Annotated in this window: 14 protein-coding genes; all 14 read left to right on the forward strand. The window is 68.0% G+C overall.

Features of this window, described 5'->3' with window-relative positions; genetic code table 11:
* Nucleotides 1-7: 7 nt before the first annotated feature.
* The 14 genes from AC3A6B_RS09115 to AC3A6B_RS09180 all read left to right on the forward strand — a co-directional run bounded on the left by AC3A6B_RS09115 (nucleotide 8) and on the right by AC3A6B_RS09180 (nucleotide 15,237).
* A complete protein-coding gene (locus AC3A6B_RS09115; RefSeq protein WP_487836393.1) occupies nucleotides 8-991 on the forward strand; it encodes a PDR/VanB family oxidoreductase in 984 nt (327 codons plus the stop codon).
* A gap of 15 nt (nucleotides 992-1,006) precedes the next feature.
* On the forward strand, nucleotides 1,007-2,320 hold the full coding sequence (locus AC3A6B_RS09120) for an aromatic ring-hydroxylating dioxygenase subunit alpha (protein WP_487836394.1): 1,314 nt from the start codon (nucleotides 1,007-1,009) through the stop codon (nucleotides 2,318-2,320).
* The gene (locus AC3A6B_RS09125) at nucleotides 2,320-2,799 is read left to right on the forward strand and encodes an aromatic-ring-hydroxylating dioxygenase subunit beta (RefSeq protein WP_487836395.1); all 480 of its coding nucleotides are present in this window, start codon (nucleotides 2,320-2,322) and stop codon (nucleotides 2,797-2,799) included. The genes AC3A6B_RS09120 and AC3A6B_RS09125 overlap by 1 nt, the downstream gene beginning before the upstream one ends.
* On the forward strand, nucleotides 2,799-4,421 hold the full coding sequence (locus tag AC3A6B_RS09130) for an AMP-binding protein (RefSeq protein ID WP_487836396.1): 1,623 nt from the start codon (nucleotides 2,799-2,801) through the stop codon (nucleotides 4,419-4,421). Before AC3A6B_RS09125 ends, AC3A6B_RS09130 begins: the two co-directional genes overlap by 1 nt.
* Nucleotides 4,418-5,587 carry a thiolase family protein gene (locus tag AC3A6B_RS09135; RefSeq protein WP_487836397.1) on the forward strand — a complete coding sequence of 390 codons (1,170 nt, stop codon included), beginning with the start codon at nucleotides 4,418-4,420 and terminating at the stop codon, nucleotides 5,585-5,587. The genes AC3A6B_RS09130 and AC3A6B_RS09135 overlap by 4 nt, the downstream gene beginning before the upstream one ends.
* Nucleotides 5,588-5,672: 85 nt before the next feature.
* A complete protein-coding gene (locus AC3A6B_RS09140; RefSeq protein WP_487836398.1) occupies nucleotides 5,673-6,923 on the forward strand; it encodes an SDR family NAD(P)-dependent oxidoreductase in 1,251 nt (416 codons plus the stop codon).
* A 1-nt stretch (nucleotide 6,924) separates the two neighbouring features.
* The gene (locus tag AC3A6B_RS09145; protein ID WP_487836399.1) at nucleotides 6,925-7,737 is read left to right on the forward strand and encodes a cyclase family protein; all 813 of its coding nucleotides are present in this window, start codon (nucleotides 6,925-6,927) and stop codon (nucleotides 7,735-7,737) included.
* Nucleotides 7,734-8,465 (forward strand): SDR family NAD(P)-dependent oxidoreductase, encoded by a 732-nt coding sequence (locus AC3A6B_RS09150; protein ID WP_487836400.1) that lies wholly within the window; start codon nucleotides 7,734-7,736, stop codon nucleotides 8,463-8,465. Before AC3A6B_RS09145 ends, AC3A6B_RS09150 begins: the two co-directional genes overlap by 4 nt.
* 134 nt (nucleotides 8,466-8,599) lie before the next feature.
* Nucleotides 8,600-9,757 carry an ABC transporter substrate-binding protein gene (locus AC3A6B_RS09155; protein WP_487836401.1) on the forward strand — a complete coding sequence of 386 codons (1,158 nt, stop codon included), beginning with the start codon at nucleotides 8,600-8,602 and terminating at the stop codon, nucleotides 9,755-9,757.
* A gap of 133 nt (nucleotides 9,758-9,890) precedes the next feature.
* Nucleotides 9,891-11,036, forward strand: a complete 1,146-nt coding sequence (locus tag AC3A6B_RS09160; protein WP_487836402.1) for an ABC transporter substrate-binding protein — start codon at nucleotides 9,891-9,893, stop codon at nucleotides 11,034-11,036.
* A 147-nt stretch (nucleotides 11,037-11,183) separates the two neighbouring features.
* Entirely contained in the window at nucleotides 11,184-12,500 is a 1,317-nt protein-coding gene (locus AC3A6B_RS09165) for an aromatic ring-hydroxylating dioxygenase subunit alpha (RefSeq protein ID WP_487836403.1), read from the forward strand.
* Nucleotides 12,497-12,961: an aromatic-ring-hydroxylating dioxygenase subunit beta gene (locus tag AC3A6B_RS09170; RefSeq protein WP_487836404.1), complete on the forward strand. Its 465-nt coding sequence runs from the start codon at nucleotides 12,497-12,499 to the stop codon at nucleotides 12,959-12,961. The genes AC3A6B_RS09165 and AC3A6B_RS09170 overlap by 4 nt, the downstream gene beginning before the upstream one ends.
* An 18-nt stretch (nucleotides 12,962-12,979) precedes the next feature.
* Nucleotides 12,980-14,140, forward strand: coding sequence for an ABC transporter substrate-binding protein (locus tag AC3A6B_RS09175; protein WP_487836405.1), 1,161 nt, complete (start codon nucleotides 12,980-12,982; stop codon nucleotides 14,138-14,140).
* Nucleotides 14,141-14,181: 41 nt separating this feature from the next.
* Nucleotides 14,182-15,237 carry a branched-chain amino acid ABC transporter permease gene (locus tag AC3A6B_RS09180; RefSeq protein WP_487836406.1) on the forward strand — a complete coding sequence of 352 codons (1,056 nt, stop codon included), beginning with the start codon at nucleotides 14,182-14,184 and terminating at the stop codon, nucleotides 15,235-15,237.
* Nucleotides 15,238-15,293 lie beyond the last annotated feature (56 nt).

The raw sequence follows: 15,293 nt of genomic DNA on the forward strand, positions 1-15,293 counted from the left end.
CAACATCATGACCGCCACCCTCCAACTGCGCGTCGTCGAAGCGCGCGAACTGAATCCGCTGATCCGGACGCTGCGGCTTCGCGCCGACGACGGCCGCGAACTGCCGGGCTACGCCGCCGGCGCCCACATCCGTGTCCAGGTGCAGCTGCCCGACGGTGCGCAGGACTGGCGCCACTACTCGCTCATCAACTTCGCGACCGCGCGCAACGCCACCAACGCGCCCGCCGAGTACCGGATCGCGGTGCGCAAGGAAGACGACGGCCGCGGCGGCTCGCGCTTCATGCACGAGCGATTGAAGGAAGGCGACCTCCTCACCATCGAGCCGCCGAAGAACGACTTCCCGCTGCACACCGGCCCCGGCGGCACGGTGCTGGTCGCCGGCGGCATCGGTGTCACGCCGCTCGCCAGCATGGCCGCACGCCGCCGGGCCGAAGACGCGCCCGTGCGCATGCACTACGCGGGCCGCAGCCGAGAGCTGATGGCCTTCCTGCCCGAGCTGCAGGCGCTGCTGGGCGACGATCTGCGCATCCATGCCGATGCGGAGGCCGGCGGCCCGCTCGACATCGACGCCTTGCTCGACGACTGCCCGGCCGGCGACCGCGTCTACGTCTGCGGACCGAAGGTGATGCTCGATGCCGTGCTGGCCCGCACCCAGGCCTGCGGCTGGGAGCACGACCGCGTGCACTTCGAGCTCTTCACCACCACCGTGGCCGAAGAGGGCGACCAGGCCTTCGAGGTGGAGCTGGCGCAGTCGGGCCAGCGCTTTACGGTGCCGGCCGATCAGAGCATCCTCGACTGCCTGATCGAACACGGCTGCGACCCAATGTTCGACTGCAAGCGCGGCGAATGCGGCGTGTGCACGACGGCCGTGCTCGAAGGCGAGATCGATCATCGCGACTACGTGCTGAGCGCACGCGAGAAGGCCGAAGGCAATGTCATGCAGATCTGCATCTCGCGCGCCAAGGGGCCGCGGCTGGTGCTGGACATCTGAAGGAGCAGCAGGAACATGACTTCGTACCGAGACAACCCCGATGCCGTGCGTGCGCTGGTGCAGCCCGACCGCGTGCACCGCGATCTCTACACCAGCCGGGAACTGTTCGAGCTGGAACAGGAACACTTCTTCGCCAACACCTGGAACTACGCCGGGCACGAGAGCCAGCTTCCCAAGCCCGGCGACTGGATCAGCAACGAGATCGGCGGCCGGCCGCTGATCATCGTGCGCCACACCGACGGCTCGGTGCGCGCGATGATGAACCGCTGTGCCCACAAGGGCTCGCGGCTGGTGACGGCACCCTGCGGCAACACCGGCAAGTTCTTCCGCTGCCCCTACCACGCCTGGACCTTCAAGACCGACGGCTCGCTGCTCGCGATCCCGCTCAAGAACGGCTACGAGGGCACGCAGCTGCATGAATGCGAATCGGCCAAGGGCCTGACGACCATCCGCAACGTGCGCAGCTACCGTGGCTTCATCTTCGTCAAGATCAACGACGTGGGGCCGGACTTCGAGGACTACTTCGGCGACTCGCTGAGCTCCATCGACAACATGGCCGATCGCTCGCCCGAAGGCGAGCTCGAGATCGCCGGCGGCTGCCTGCGCTTCATGCACCAGTGCAACTGGAAGATGTTCGTCGAGAACCTGAACGACACCATGCATCCGATGGTGGCGCACGAGTCCTCGGCCGGCACCGCCAAGCGCATGTGGGCCGACAAGCCCGAAGACGAGCCCAAGCCCATGGCCGTCGAGCAGTTCGTGCCCTTCATGTCGGACTACAAGTTCTTCGAGGACATGGGCATCCGCACCTACGACAACGGCCACAGTTTCACGGGCGTGCACTTCAGCATCCACAGCAAGTACAAGGCGATTCCCGCCTACGACGACGCGATGAAGGCGAAGTACGGCGAGGAGCGCACCGCGCAGATCCTCGGCATGGCGCGGCACAACACCGTGTACTACCCCAACCTCACGATCAAGGGCGCGATCCAGGCGATCCGCGTGGTGAAGCCGATCGCAGTCGACAAGACCTTGATCGAAAGCTGGACCTTCCGCCTGAAGGGCGCGCCGCCCGAGCTGCTTGCGCGCACCACCATGTACAACCGGCTCATCAACTCGCCCTTCTCGGTCGTCGGCCATGACGACCTGCAGGCCTACCGCGGCATCCAGGCCGGCCTGCATGCGAGCGGCAACGAGTGGGTCAGCCTGCACCGGAACTACGACCCCGCCGAGCTGAAGGGCGGCGAGATCACGACGGGTGGCACCAACGAACTGCCGATGCGCAACCAGTACCGCAGCTGGGCCCGCTACATGACGGAGACCATGTGATGGCCGTCACGCCTCAGGACCTGATCGCTTTCGTCGTGCAGGAGTCGCGCCTGCTCGACGCCAAGCGCTTCGACGAGTGGAATGCGCTCTTCACCGACGATGCCTTCTACTGGGTGCCGCTTATCCCCGACCAGGAAGACGGCGTCAATCACACCTCGCATCTCTACGAAGACAAGCTATTGCGCGACCTGCGCGTCGAGCGTCTCAAAAGCCCGCGCGCCTTCTCGCAGCAGCCGCCGAGCCGCTGCCATCACCTGCTTCAGACGCCCACGGTCGAGGAGTTCAACGAGGCCGGCAATCGCTTCGTCGTGCGCACCGAGTTCCACTACACCGAATCGCAGGGCGACGAGCTGCAGTTCTATGTCGGCACCTTCTTCCATCACCTCACGCTCGTGGACGGCGCCTTGCGCATGACGCTCAAGCGCGTGAACCTGCTCAACTGCGACGCCGCCCTGCCGGCCGTTCAACTGTTCATCTGATGATGCGCACCGTCCACCAATGCTTCACCACGACGGCGGCCCGCACGCCGCAGGCTGAGTTCCTGTTCACCGAGTCGGTGACGGCGAAAGCCTACGGCGTCGCGTCCGGCGCCATCCGCTGGGGCGAGGCCGCGGATCGGGTCGAGCGCCTGCGCCGCGCCTACTCGGCGGCCGGGTGGGGCCATGGCCATCGTGTCGGCCTGCTGCTGGAGAACAGGCCCGCCTTCTTGTTCCACTGGTTCGCGCTCAACGCCCTGGGCGTGAGCGTGGTGCCGATCAATGCCGAGATGCGTTCGGCGGAGCTGGTCTACCTGATCGGCCACAGCGAGATCGGCCTGGCCGTGACCCTTCCCGAGCGGGAGCCCGACCTGCTCGCGGCGGCGGTGCAGGCCGGCGTCGCCTTCCGCACCCTGGGCCCCGACGGTGCGGTGCCGGCCGCCACGACGGCGCCGCCGCGGGCAGGCGAGCCGATCGGCCTCGACACCGAATGCGCGCTGCTCTACACCTCGGGCACGACCGGCCGGCCCAAGGGCTGCATGCTGAGCAATGCGTACTTCCTGCGCGCCGGCGAGTGGTATGCCGCGCTCGACGGCGTGTGCGCCATCCGTCGCGATGCGGAGCGCGTCATCACGCCGCTGCCGCTCAACCACATGAACGCGATGGCCTTCTCGACCATGGTGGTGCTGGTCGCGGGCGGCTGCCTGGTGCAGCTCGATCGCTTCCATCCGAGGACCTGGCTCGCGAGTGCGCGGGAGAGCGGCGCGACCATCGCGCACTACCTCGGGGTGATGCCGGCCATGCTGCTCGCGGCGCCGCCGTCGCCCGCCGACCGTGACCACGCGATCCGCTGGGGCTTCGGTGCCGGCGTCGATCGCAAGAACCACGCGCCCTTCGAAGCGCGCTTCGGCTTCCCGCTGGTCGAGGCCTGGGCCATGACGGAGACCGGCGCCGCCGCCTGCGTGATGGCGAATCGCGAGCCGCGCCTGGTGGGCACGAGCTGCTTCGGCCGCCAGCAGGACTACGTCGAGATCCGCCTGCTCGACGACCAAGGCCAGGAGGTGGCTGGCGACGCGCCGGGCGAACTGCTGGTGCGCTCCGCCGGCGACGATCCGCGGCGCTACTTCTTCTCCGGCTACCTGAAGGACGAGGAAGCCACGCGCGAGGCCTGGGCCGGCGGCTGGTTCCACACCGGCGACCTGGTGCGGCGCGATGCCGAGGGCAACTTCTTCTTCGTCGATCGCAAGAAGAACGTGATCCGCCGCAGCGGCGAGAACATCTCGGCGGTCGAGGTCGAGAGCGTGCTCAACCAGCACCCGGCGGTGAAGGCCTCGGCCGTCGCCGCCACGCCCGATGCGGTGCGCGGCGACGAGGTGCTGGCCTGCATCGTGGTGCGCGAGGAGCTCGACGCGTCGGCGCGCGCACAGATCGCGGCCAGCATCGTCGAGCACGCGCTGGCGCAGCTGGCCTACTACAAGGCGCCGGGCTACGTGGCTTTCGTCGACGCGCTGCCGCTCACGGCCTCGCAGAAGATCCAACGCGGGCAGTTGCGTGAACTCGCGCAGAGCCTGCCGGGGCAGGGCCATTGCATCGACACCCGCGCCATGAAAAAGAGGCAGGCATGACGCGCCGGCAGTCCTACGAAGGCGTCGCGGTGGCCGTGCCCATCACGGTGCCCTATGTGCGCTACTCGGCGCGCACCGCGCACTGGTTCATCGGGCAGGCGCTCGAAGCGCTGGTGCAAGCCAGCGGCGTGCCGAAGGAGCAGATCGACGGCTTGTGCCTCAGCAGCTTCTCGCTGGCCCCCGACACGGCCGTGGGCGTGACGCAGCACCTGGGCCTCTCGCCGCGCTGGCTTGACCACATGCCGACCGGCGGCGCATCCGGCGTGATGTGCCTGCGGCGCGCGGCGCGTGCGGTGCAGGCCGGCGATGCCGACATCGTGGCCTGCGTCGGCGCCGACACCAACCACGTCGACTCTTTCCGCCAGACGCTGGGCAGCTTCAGCAACTTCGCGCGCGATGCGAGCTACCCCTACGGATCGGGCGGACCTAACTCGATCTTCGCGATGATCACCGCCAACTACATGCGCACCTTCGGCGCGAAGCGCGAGGACTTCGGCCGCATCGCCGTGGACCAGCGCACCAACGCACTGGGCAACCCGCATGCGATGTTCAAGAAGCCGCTCGCGCTCGACGAGTACATGGCGGCGCGGCCGATTTCCGACCCGATCCACCTGTTCGACTGCGTGATGCCCTGTGCGGGCGCGGAAGCCTTTCTGGTGATGAGCGAGGCGCGCGCGCGCGACCTGGGCTTGGCGCACGTCGTGATCCGCGGCGCGATCGAGCGACACAACGCGTATGCCGACGACCCGGTGATGGTGCGCGGCGGCTGGCTGAAGGATCGTGACGATCTTTATGCGCAGGCCGGCGTGAAGCCCGCTGCGCTCGATTTCGTCCAAACCTACGACGACTACCCGGTCATCGTGATGATGCACTTCGAGGACCTGGGCTTCTGCGAGAAGGGTGAGGGCCCGGACTTCGTACGCGCCAACACGATGACTTTCGACGGCAGCTTTCCCAACAATACCAGCGGTGGACAGCTGTCCGCCGGGCAGGCCGGTGCGGCGGGCGGCTTCCTCGGCATGGTGGAAGCGATCCGCCAACTGACCGACACCGCCGGACCGCGCACGGTGCCCGATGCCCAACTCGGCCTGGTCGCGGGCTTCGGCATGGTCACTTACGACCGCTGCCTTTGCACGGGCGCCGTCATCCTAGGGAGACCGGCATGATGAGCCCCCATGTTTGCCACTGCGCGGCGGCACTGCGCCCCGAGGGGGCCGCGCGCCTGCCTTGGGGCGGCCCTACGGAGGCGCGATGACCATGCCCCTGATGCGCCCCAAGCGCAAGAACCCCGTCCTGCGCACGCGGCAGATGAACCTGCCGCCCTGGGCGCGCGGCCGCGTCGCGCTGGGCATCACGGCCGCGGCCGCCGAGGGCCGCTTCGAGCTGCAGACCTGCGAGGACTGCGGCACGGTGCAGTATCCGCCGCGCGAGGCCTGCCACAAATGCCTCTCGCCGCGTCTGCACTGGCGCGAGCAAAGCGGAGAGGGCGAGCTCGTCAGCAGCACCACGCTGCATCACAGCAATGACCTGTTCTTCCGTGAACGCCTGCCCTGGCGGCTGGGCCTGGTGCATCTCGATGCCGGCCCGACGCTGATGGTGCACCTGCATGGCGAGGTCGGCGAGGCGCCGGCGCGTGTGCGTGTCGGCGCCCGTCTCGACCGCGCGGGACAGGCCGTCCTCATTGGTTTTCCGAACGAAGGGAGTGCCCATATGGCCGACGACAAGATGCTGCGCGAGATGACCAGCGATCCGAAGTTCCGCAAGGCGCTCGTGACCGACGGCAAGACCGAAGTGGGACAGGCCATCGTGCGTGCACTGGTCAAGGCCGGTGCCGACATCGTCTGGGTCGGCCATGCCGAGCCGTGGAAGAAGATGGGCGGCCTGGAAGACATCACCGCACTGCCGCAGGTGACGATGGTGCCGCTGGACCTGACCAACGGCCGCTCGGTGAGCGAGCTGGCCGGCGAGATCGGCGGCAAGGTCGACATCGTGATCAACAACGCCGAGGTGCACCGCAACTTCGGCATCGGTGCGCGCCGCGGCACCGACGTGGCCAAGGCCGAGATGGACATCAACTACTTCGGCCTGCTGCGCCTGGCGCAGGAGTTCGGCCCGGCGCTCAAGGGGCGCTCGGCCGACGGCGTGAGCAGCGCCACGGCCTGGGTCAACCTGCTGTCGATCTATGCGCTTTCCAACTTCCCGCCGCACGGCACCTTCAGCGCATCCAAGGCCGCGGCCTATTCGCTCGCCCAATGCCTGCGCGCCGAGATGCGGCCGGCCGGCATCCGCGTGATCAACCTGTTCCCCGGCCCGATCGACGACGAGTGGAACCAGCACATGCCGCCGCCCAAGCTGGCGCCGAGCGCGCTGGCCAACGCGATCGTCAAGGCATTGCGCGACGGCGTCGAAGACGTGTACCCGGGCGACGTGGCGCAGGAGTGGCTGGAGCGCTGGCGCGACAACCCCAAGGTGCTCGAACGTGAGCTCGCAGCTGGAGGATGAGATGACGACAACCACCGAACTGATGTCCGCCGCCGAGATCCTCGGCGGCCTCGTGGGCGCGATGGCCAGCGGCCGCATCCGCGTGATCGACCTCACGCAGACGCTTTCGCCCGAGTTCCCGCAGATCGCGCTGCCGCCCGAGATGGGCCAGTGCTGGCCCTTCCGCATCGAGGAGGTGTCGAAGTACGACGAGCGCGGACCTGGCTGGTACTGGAACAACTTTTCCTGCGGCGAGCACACGGGCACGCACTTCGATGCGCCGATCCACTGGATCTCGGGCCGCGAGCTGCCGAACAACTCGGTCGACACGATTCCGGTGCAGCACTTCGTGGCGCCGGCCTGCGTGATCGACTGCTCCGCCCAGTCGGCGACCGACCCCGACTACCTGCTGACGGTGGAAGACATCGAGCGCTACGAGGCGAAGCACGGCCGCATCCCGAAGGGTGCCTGGGCGCTGATGCGCACCGACTGGTCGAAGCGCCAGGACCCCGAGGCGTATCAGAACTTCGACGAGACCGGACAGCACACGCCGGGCCCGAGCACCGAGGCCGTGCGTTTCCTGGTCGAGCAGCGCGAGGTGCTGGGCTTCGGCTCGGAAGCCATCGGCACCGATGCCGGCCAGGGCTACCACCTGCGCCCGCCCTATCCCTGCCACTACTACATGCACGGGGCAGGGCGCTACGGGCTGCAGTGCCTCAGCAACCTCGACCTGCTCCCGCCGGCCGGCGCGGTGCTGATCTGCCCGCCGCTCAAGATCGAGAAGGGCAGCGGCAGTCCCTTGCGCGTGCTGGCGCTGGTGGGAGCTGCGCCATGAACCTCGCGCATCCCGTCGCCGCCGTGACCGGCGGCAGTGCCGGCATCGGCAAGGCCATCTGCGCGGACCTGCTCGCGCAGGGCTACGAGGTGGTGTCGCTGGCGCGGCGCCGCTGCGAGATCGACCATCCCAAGCTGTTCAACATCGAGGTCGACCTGATGGACCGCGCCGCCACGGCCGAGGCCGCGCGCGAGATGGCGCGTCGCTTCGAGGTGCGGACCGTGGTCCACAACGCCGGCGTGATCCGTCCCGCGCTGCTTGAGGACGCGAAGCTCGACGACCTGGATGCGCTGGTCGAGCTGCACCTGGGCTGCGCGATCCAGCTGGTGCAGGCGGCCCTGCCGGCGATGCGTGCCGAGCGCTTCGGCCGCGTGGTGCTGCTGTCCTCGCGCGCAGCGGTCGGCCTGGCCACGCGAACGAACTATTCGGCCACCAAGGCCGGCATGCTCGGCATGGCGCGCACCTGGGCGCTCGAGCTCGCGGCCGACGGCATCACCGTGAACGTGGTGGCGCCCGGACCGATTCGCACCGACATGTTCTACGACGTGGTGGAGGCCGGCAGCGACAAGGAACGCGCGCTCGCCGCCTCGGTGCCGGTGCAGCGCCTCGGCGAATCCTCCGATGTGGCACGGGCCGTGCGTTTCTTCGTCGACCCGGCCAACAGCTTCGTCACCGGCCAGGTTCTTTATGTGTGCGGCGGCACCAGCGTGGGCAGTCTCGCGCTGTAGCGGTGCATCGCGCGCTCTACGAAGAAACCCCTGGTTGTTTCTCTTGTCATCGCCGCATCGGCTCGCTAGCATAGTTTAGGTCTAAACATTTCATAAATCATGTTAAGGCTCAGTTCAACCCAAGGAGGATTGTCATGAAAGTTCCAAGCCCCATCCGCGTCCTGGCGGGCGTCGTCCTCGGCCTCGGTGCGTTGAGCGCCGCGAGTGCCTGGGCCGCCGACTACAAGGTCGGCTTCATCACCTCGCTCTCCGGGCCGGTGTCCTCGCTGGGCATTCCCTACGAGAAGGGCATGAAGGCCGCGCTGGCCTACAAGTCCGAATTGGGCGGGCGCAAGATCCAGCTGGTGCAGCTCGACGACGCGTCGGACCCGTCCACCGCCGCGCGCAACGCGCGCAAGATGATCGACGAGGACAAGGTCGACGTCATCATCGGCACGGCAGGCTCGCCCGGTGCGCTGGCCATCGCCGCCGTGGCGCGCGAAACCAAGACGCCGCTGATCTCGATCGCCAATGCCAACCTGCCCGGCGAGGAGGGCGCCTGGATGGTCACGCTGCCGCAGCCCGCGCCGCTGATGGTGAGCGCGGTGGTCGAGCGCATGAAGAAGTCGGGCGTGAAGACGGTCGGCTACATCGGCTTCTCCGACGCCTGGGGCGACTTGGTCTACGACGCGCTGACCAAGAGCGCCGAGCCGGCCGGCATCAAGGTGGTATCGAACGAGCGCTATGCGCGCGCCGACGCCTCGGTCACCGGCCAGGTGCTGAAGATCGTCGCGCTGCGTCCCGATGCGGTCATCACCGGCACCTCGGGCACGCCGGGCGCGCTGCCCTACCTCGCGCTGTCGGAGCGCGGCTACAAGGGCCAGATCTACGGCATGCATGCCTTGATCAACCCCGACTTCGTGCGCGTGGGCGGCACCTCGGTTGAGGGCCTCCTGGCACCCACCGGCCCGGTGATCGTGGCCGAGCAGCTGCCCGACGCCAATCCGATCCGCAAGGTCTCGATGGATTTCCGCGCGGCCTACCAGAAGGCCAACGGCGCGGCGCCGACCGACGCCTTCTCGGCCTACACCTTCGACGCCTGGCTGCTCTTCCTCGACGCGGCGCAGCGCACCAAGGGCGAGCCCGGCACACCGGCCTACCGCGTGGCGCTGCGCGACGCGATCGTGAGCACCAAGGAGCTGGTCGGCACGCACAGCGTCTACAACTTCAAGCCCGACAACCGCTACGGCTCGGACGAGCGCTCGCGCGTAGTGGTCAAGCTCGAGAAAGGCCAGTGGAAGCTGGTGCCCTGAAAGGATGAAGCTCTCCCCCAGGCTTGCTCACTTCGTGTAGCCGCCAACCCCCTCGCCATGGGCAACACCAGCGGCCCGGCAGAGCCGGTTCCGCGGTGTTCCCCGAACGAACATGCCTTATTGGATGACTGAGATGAAGCGAACCTTTCTTCAACTTGCCGGCCTCACGGCCATTGCGCTGGCTGCCGCGCAGGCTACGGCCGCCGACCTCAAGATCGGCTTCATCAGCTCGCTCTCGGGCCCGATCTCCGCGCTCGGCATTCCCTACGAGAAGGGCATCCGCGCCGCCATCGCCGAACATCCGATGCTGGCCGGCCGCAAGGTCGAGCTGATCGTGCTCGACGACGCCTCCGACCCCACCACCGCCGGGCGCAATGCGCGCAAGCTGGTGGTCGAGGACAAGGTCGACGTGCTGATAGGCACCTCGGGCGTGCCCAGCGCGATGGCCATCGCCGCCGTGGCGCGCGAGCTCAACACGCCGCTGATCTCGCCCACGCCGGTCACCATTCCCGGCCCCGAGGGCGCCTGGACCGTGACCGTGTCGCAGCCCTTCCCGCTGATGGTGGCCGGCGTGGTCGAGCGCATGAAGAAGTCGGGCGTGAAGACGGTGGCCTTCATCGGTTTCTCGGATGCGCTGGGCGACCTGGCCTACGACTCGCTCGTGAAGAGCGCCGACGCCGCCGGCATCAAGGTGGTGGCCAACGAACGCTATGCGCGCAGCGATTCGTCGGTGGCGGGCCAGGTGCTGAAGATCGTCTCGGGCCGTCCCGATGCGGTGTTCGCCGGCAACTCCGGCACGCCGGGTGCGCTGCCTTACCTCGCCCTTGCCGAGCGCGGCTACAAGGGCCAGATCTACGGCACGCACGGTCTGATCAATGCCGACTTCGTGCGCGTCGGCGGCGCATCGATCGAAGGCCTGCAGGTGCCCAGCGGCCCGGTGCTGGTGGCCGACCAGCTCGCCGCGGACAACCCGATCAAGAAGGTGTCGATGAACTTTCGCGGCGCCTACCAGAAGGCGCATGGCGTCGCGCCCACCGATGCCTTCTCGTCCTATGCCTACGACGCCTACCTGCTGCTGGCCGACGCCGCCTCGCGCACCAAGGGCGAGCCCGGCACGCCCGCCTACCGCACGGCGCTGCGCGATGCGATCGTCGGCACGAAGGAGCTGGTGGGTACGCACGGCGTCTACAACTTCAAGCCGGACAACCGTTATGGCTCCGACCAGCGCGCGGTAGTCGTGGTGCGGATGGAAAAGGGCCAGTGGAAGCTGGTTCCCTGAAATGAAGCTCTCCCCCAGGCTTCGCGCACCTCGTGTCGCTTCGCCAACCCCCTCACCGGGGGCAACACCAGCGGCCCGGCAAAGCCGGTTCCGCGGTGTTCCTGGCGAAGAGGGATTCCTGCGCTCTTCTGGAAGGATGGTGCGCTGATGCCAGCCTACCGCGCCCAGCCCGAAGCGATCCGCGCGCTCGTCCAGGACGACCGCGTGCACCGCGACGTGTACCTGAGCGAGGAGCTGTTCGCGCTCGAGCAGGAGCGTTTCTTCGCCAACACCTGGCTCTATGTGGGCCACGCGAGCCAAGTGCCGAACGCCGGTGATTTCTGGTCGCTGGAGCTCGCCGGCCGCCCCGTGATGATGGTGCGCCAGCCCGATGGCGCGGTACGCGTGTTCTACAACCGCTGCGCGCACAAGGGCACCCGGCTGGTGACTGACGAGTGCGGCAACACCGGCAAGTTCTTCCGCTGCCCCTACCACGCCTGGACCTACAAGCTCGACGGCGCGCCGCTCGCGATTCCGCTCAAGTCCGGCTACGAAGGCACGCGACTGAAGGAATGCGAATCGGGGCAGGGCCTGGCCGAGCTGAAGCACACGGCGGTCTACCGCGACTTCGTCTTCACCCGCATTGCCGAACACGGCCCGGACTTCGAGGCCTACTTCGGCGAGGTGCTGCAGGCCATCGACAACATGGTCGCCCGCTCGCCGGAGGGCCGGCTCACGGCGGGCGGCGGCGTGCTGCGCAACATCGTCCATTGCAACTGGAAGATGTACCTCGAGAACATCAACGACACGGTGCATCCGATGTCGACCCACGAGTCGGCCACGCAGGCGGCCGGTGCGCTGTGGCAGGGGCGCGCACCCGACGAGCCCAAGCCGATGGCGATGGAGCAGATCCTGCCCTTCGGCTCGGGCTACGACTTCTTCGACAAGATGGGCGGGCGCGTGTTCGCCAACGGCCACAGTGTGCTGGGCGTGAACTTCAGCATCCACTCGAACTACGCACAGCTGCCCGACTACGAGGCGGCGATGCGCGAGGCGCACGGCGCCGAGCGGGCCATGGAGATCCTGCAGCGCTCGCCGCAGAACTCGGTGCTCTTCCCCAGCCTGTCGGTCAAGGGCTCGCCGCAGGCGATCCGCGTGATCCGACCACTCGCCGCGAACCGCACGCTGATCGAGGCCTGGAGCTTCCGCGCCGCCGGTGCGCCCGACCTGCTGTTCGAGCGCGCAATGACCTACAACCGGCTGGTCTTCTCGCCCATGTCGGTGGTGGCGCACGACGACGTGCACCTGTTCGAGAGCATTCAGCAGGGCCTCGCCGCCGAAGGCAACGAATGGGTGAGCCTGCATCGCAACTTCGATGCTGCAGAGCTCGGGCAGGACACGATCACGACCAACGGCACCAACGAGCTCTTGATGCGCAATCAGTTCCGGGCCTGGGCGAAGTACATGACGGAGCCTTCGGCATGACGCCGGCGCAGGACTTCGTCGCCCACGAGGCTGCATTGCTCGATGCCGGCCGCTTCGACGACTGGCTCGCGCTGTTCGCGGAAGACGGACGCTACTGGGTGCCTCTGCTGGGAGCCGTGCAGGTCGACCCGCACCTGCACAACTCCATCGCCTACGAAGACCGGCTGCTGCTGCAGCTGCGCGTGGACCGCTTGAAGAACCCGCGCGCCCACTCGCAGCATCCGAAGAGCCATTGCCAGCACGTGATGCAGCGCTCCGTGATCGAGCACGACAACGAGACCGGACTTGCGCTCACCACGCCCTTCATCTATGTGGAAGCGCGCGGCGAAAACCAAGTGCTGCTGGCCGGCACCTGCCGCCACCTGCTCGTGCGCCACGGCGAGGGCTTCCTGATCCGCCAGAAGCGCATCGACCTGCTCAATGCCGGCCGCGCGCTGCCGGCCATCCAGTTGTTCATTTGACCCACCAGGAGCCCCGACATGAAGACGAGCTTGATGAAGACCCTGGCGCAGAGTGCGCTGCCCACCGCCCTTGCCGCCGGATTCGCGATGACCGCGCTCGCGGCCGACCTCAAGGTCGGCCTGAGCGTGTCGCTCTCGGGTCCCAACTCCTCGCTCGGCGTGCCCTACGCCAAGGGAATGCAGGCCGCGCTGGCGTACAAGCCCGAGGTCAACGGCCGCAAGATCCAGCTGATCGTGCTCGACGACGGCTCCGACCCGACCACGGCGGGCCGCAATGCGCGCAAGCTGGTCGAGGAGGAGAAGGTTGACGTGCTGATGGGCACCTCCGGCGTGCCCGCCGCCATCGCGATGGCGCAGGTCGGTCGCGATGCCAAGGTGCCGATGATCGGGCTCACGCCGATCCAGCTCGATCCGGCCGAGAACGGTTGGGTCTTCACCGTCGCCCAGCCGACGCAGCTGATGATCGACGCGGTGGTCGAGCGCATGAAGAAGGACGGCATCAAGACCGTGGGCTACATCGGCTTCTCCGATGCCTGGGGCGACCTGGTCTACAACGCGCTGATGAAGGCCGCGCCCGCGGCCGGCATCAAGGTGCTGGGCAACGAGCGCTATGCGCGGGCCGACGCCTCGGTCACCGGCCAGGTGCTGAAACTGGTCGCGATGCGTCCCGATGCCGTCATGACCGGCGGAGCCGGCACGCCGGGCGCGCTGCCCTTCCTGGCGCTGGCCGAGCGCGGCTTCAAGGGGCCGGTATACGGCCAGCACGGGCTCATCAATCCCGACTTCGTGCGCGTCGTCGGCGCCTCGGGGCAGGGTGCGCTGATGCCGACCGGCCCGGTGATCGTGGCCGAGCAGCTGCCGGCCAGCTACCCGACCAAGAAGATCGCCATGGACTTCCGCGCCGCCTTCCAGAAGGTCAACAACGCGCCGACCAGCGATGCCTACTCGGCCTATTCCTTCGACGGCTGGCTGGTGTTCGCCGATGCCGCGGCGCGCGCCAAGGGCGAGCCGGGCACGCCCGAATTCAGGCAGTCGCTGCGCGACGCGATCGCCAGCACCAAGGAGGTGGTGGGCACGCACGGCGTCTACAACTTCAAGCCCGGCAACCTCTACGGCGTGGACGAGCGCGCGCGCGTGATCGTCAAGCTAGAAAACGGCCAGTGGAAGCTCGCCAACTGAGCCGGCGCTAGCAAGAGCGAGACAAAGCGGAGGACTTTTCAATGACACCGGACGTGGCACTGATCCTGGGCATCGATGGCCTGGCGAATGGCGCTGTTTATCTTCTGGCCGGGCTGGGGCTGGTGCTGATCTTCTCGGTCACGCGCGTGGTCTTCGTGCCCTTCGGCGACGTCGCGGCCTTTGCCGCGCTGTCGCTGGCTGCATTCGAAACCGGGCGCGTGCCGCCCACCATCGGCCTGGTGCTGGTGCTCACCGCGCTCGCGCTGGCGACCGAGGTCGGCAGCCTGGTGCGCCGCGGCGAAATCGCGCGCATTCCCAAGGCCGTGCTGGGCTGGGGGGTGCTGCCGCTCGTGCCCTGCCTGCTGGCCTGGCTGGCGAGCCGGCCGGGCGTGCCGGCGCCGGTGCACATCGCGGTCGCGGTGCTCCTGGTGGTGCCGATCGCGCCGCTGCTCTCGCGCGTGGTGTTCCAGCCGATCGCGGATGCGTCCGTGCTGGTGCTCTTGATCGTGTCGCTCGCGCTGCACTTCCTGCTCTCGGGCCTGGGCCTGTTGTTCTTCGGCCCCGAAGGCTCGCGCACGCAGCCGCTGGCCGGCGGCTCGCTGCCGCTCGGCGACGGCTTCGCCGTGAGCGGGCAGGTGATCCTCATGGTGGGCGCGGCGATCGTGCTCAGCGGCATGTTCTTCCTGGTGTTCGAGCGCACGGTGGCCGGCAAGGCGCTGCGCGCCACCGCCGTCAACCGCGTGGGCGCACGGCTGGTCGGCATCCGGCCGGCGCGCACGGCGCTGCTGGCCTATGGCTGCGCCTCGCTGCTGGCCGGGTTGATCGGCGTGCTGATCGCGCCGGTCACCACCATGTACTACGACTCCGGCTTCATCATCGGCCTCAAGGCCTTCGTGGCGGCGATCATTGGCGGGCTGGTGAGCTATCCGATGACCGCGATCGGCGCGCTGGCGGTAGGGGTGGTCGAGAGCTTCGCCTCCTTCTGGAGCGGCGCGCTGAAGGACGTGATCGTCTTCAGCCTGCTGATCCCGGTGCTGATGCTGCGTTCGTTCCTGAGCGTGCATGCAGAAGAGGAAGAAGAGGAGGTGGACCAATGAGCGCCGCGCCCACACCCGAAGTCGTGCGTCCCGTGTTCGATGAAGCCGCGGGCGCC

Source organism: Variovorax sp. Soil_C_33, from assembly GCF_057656935.1.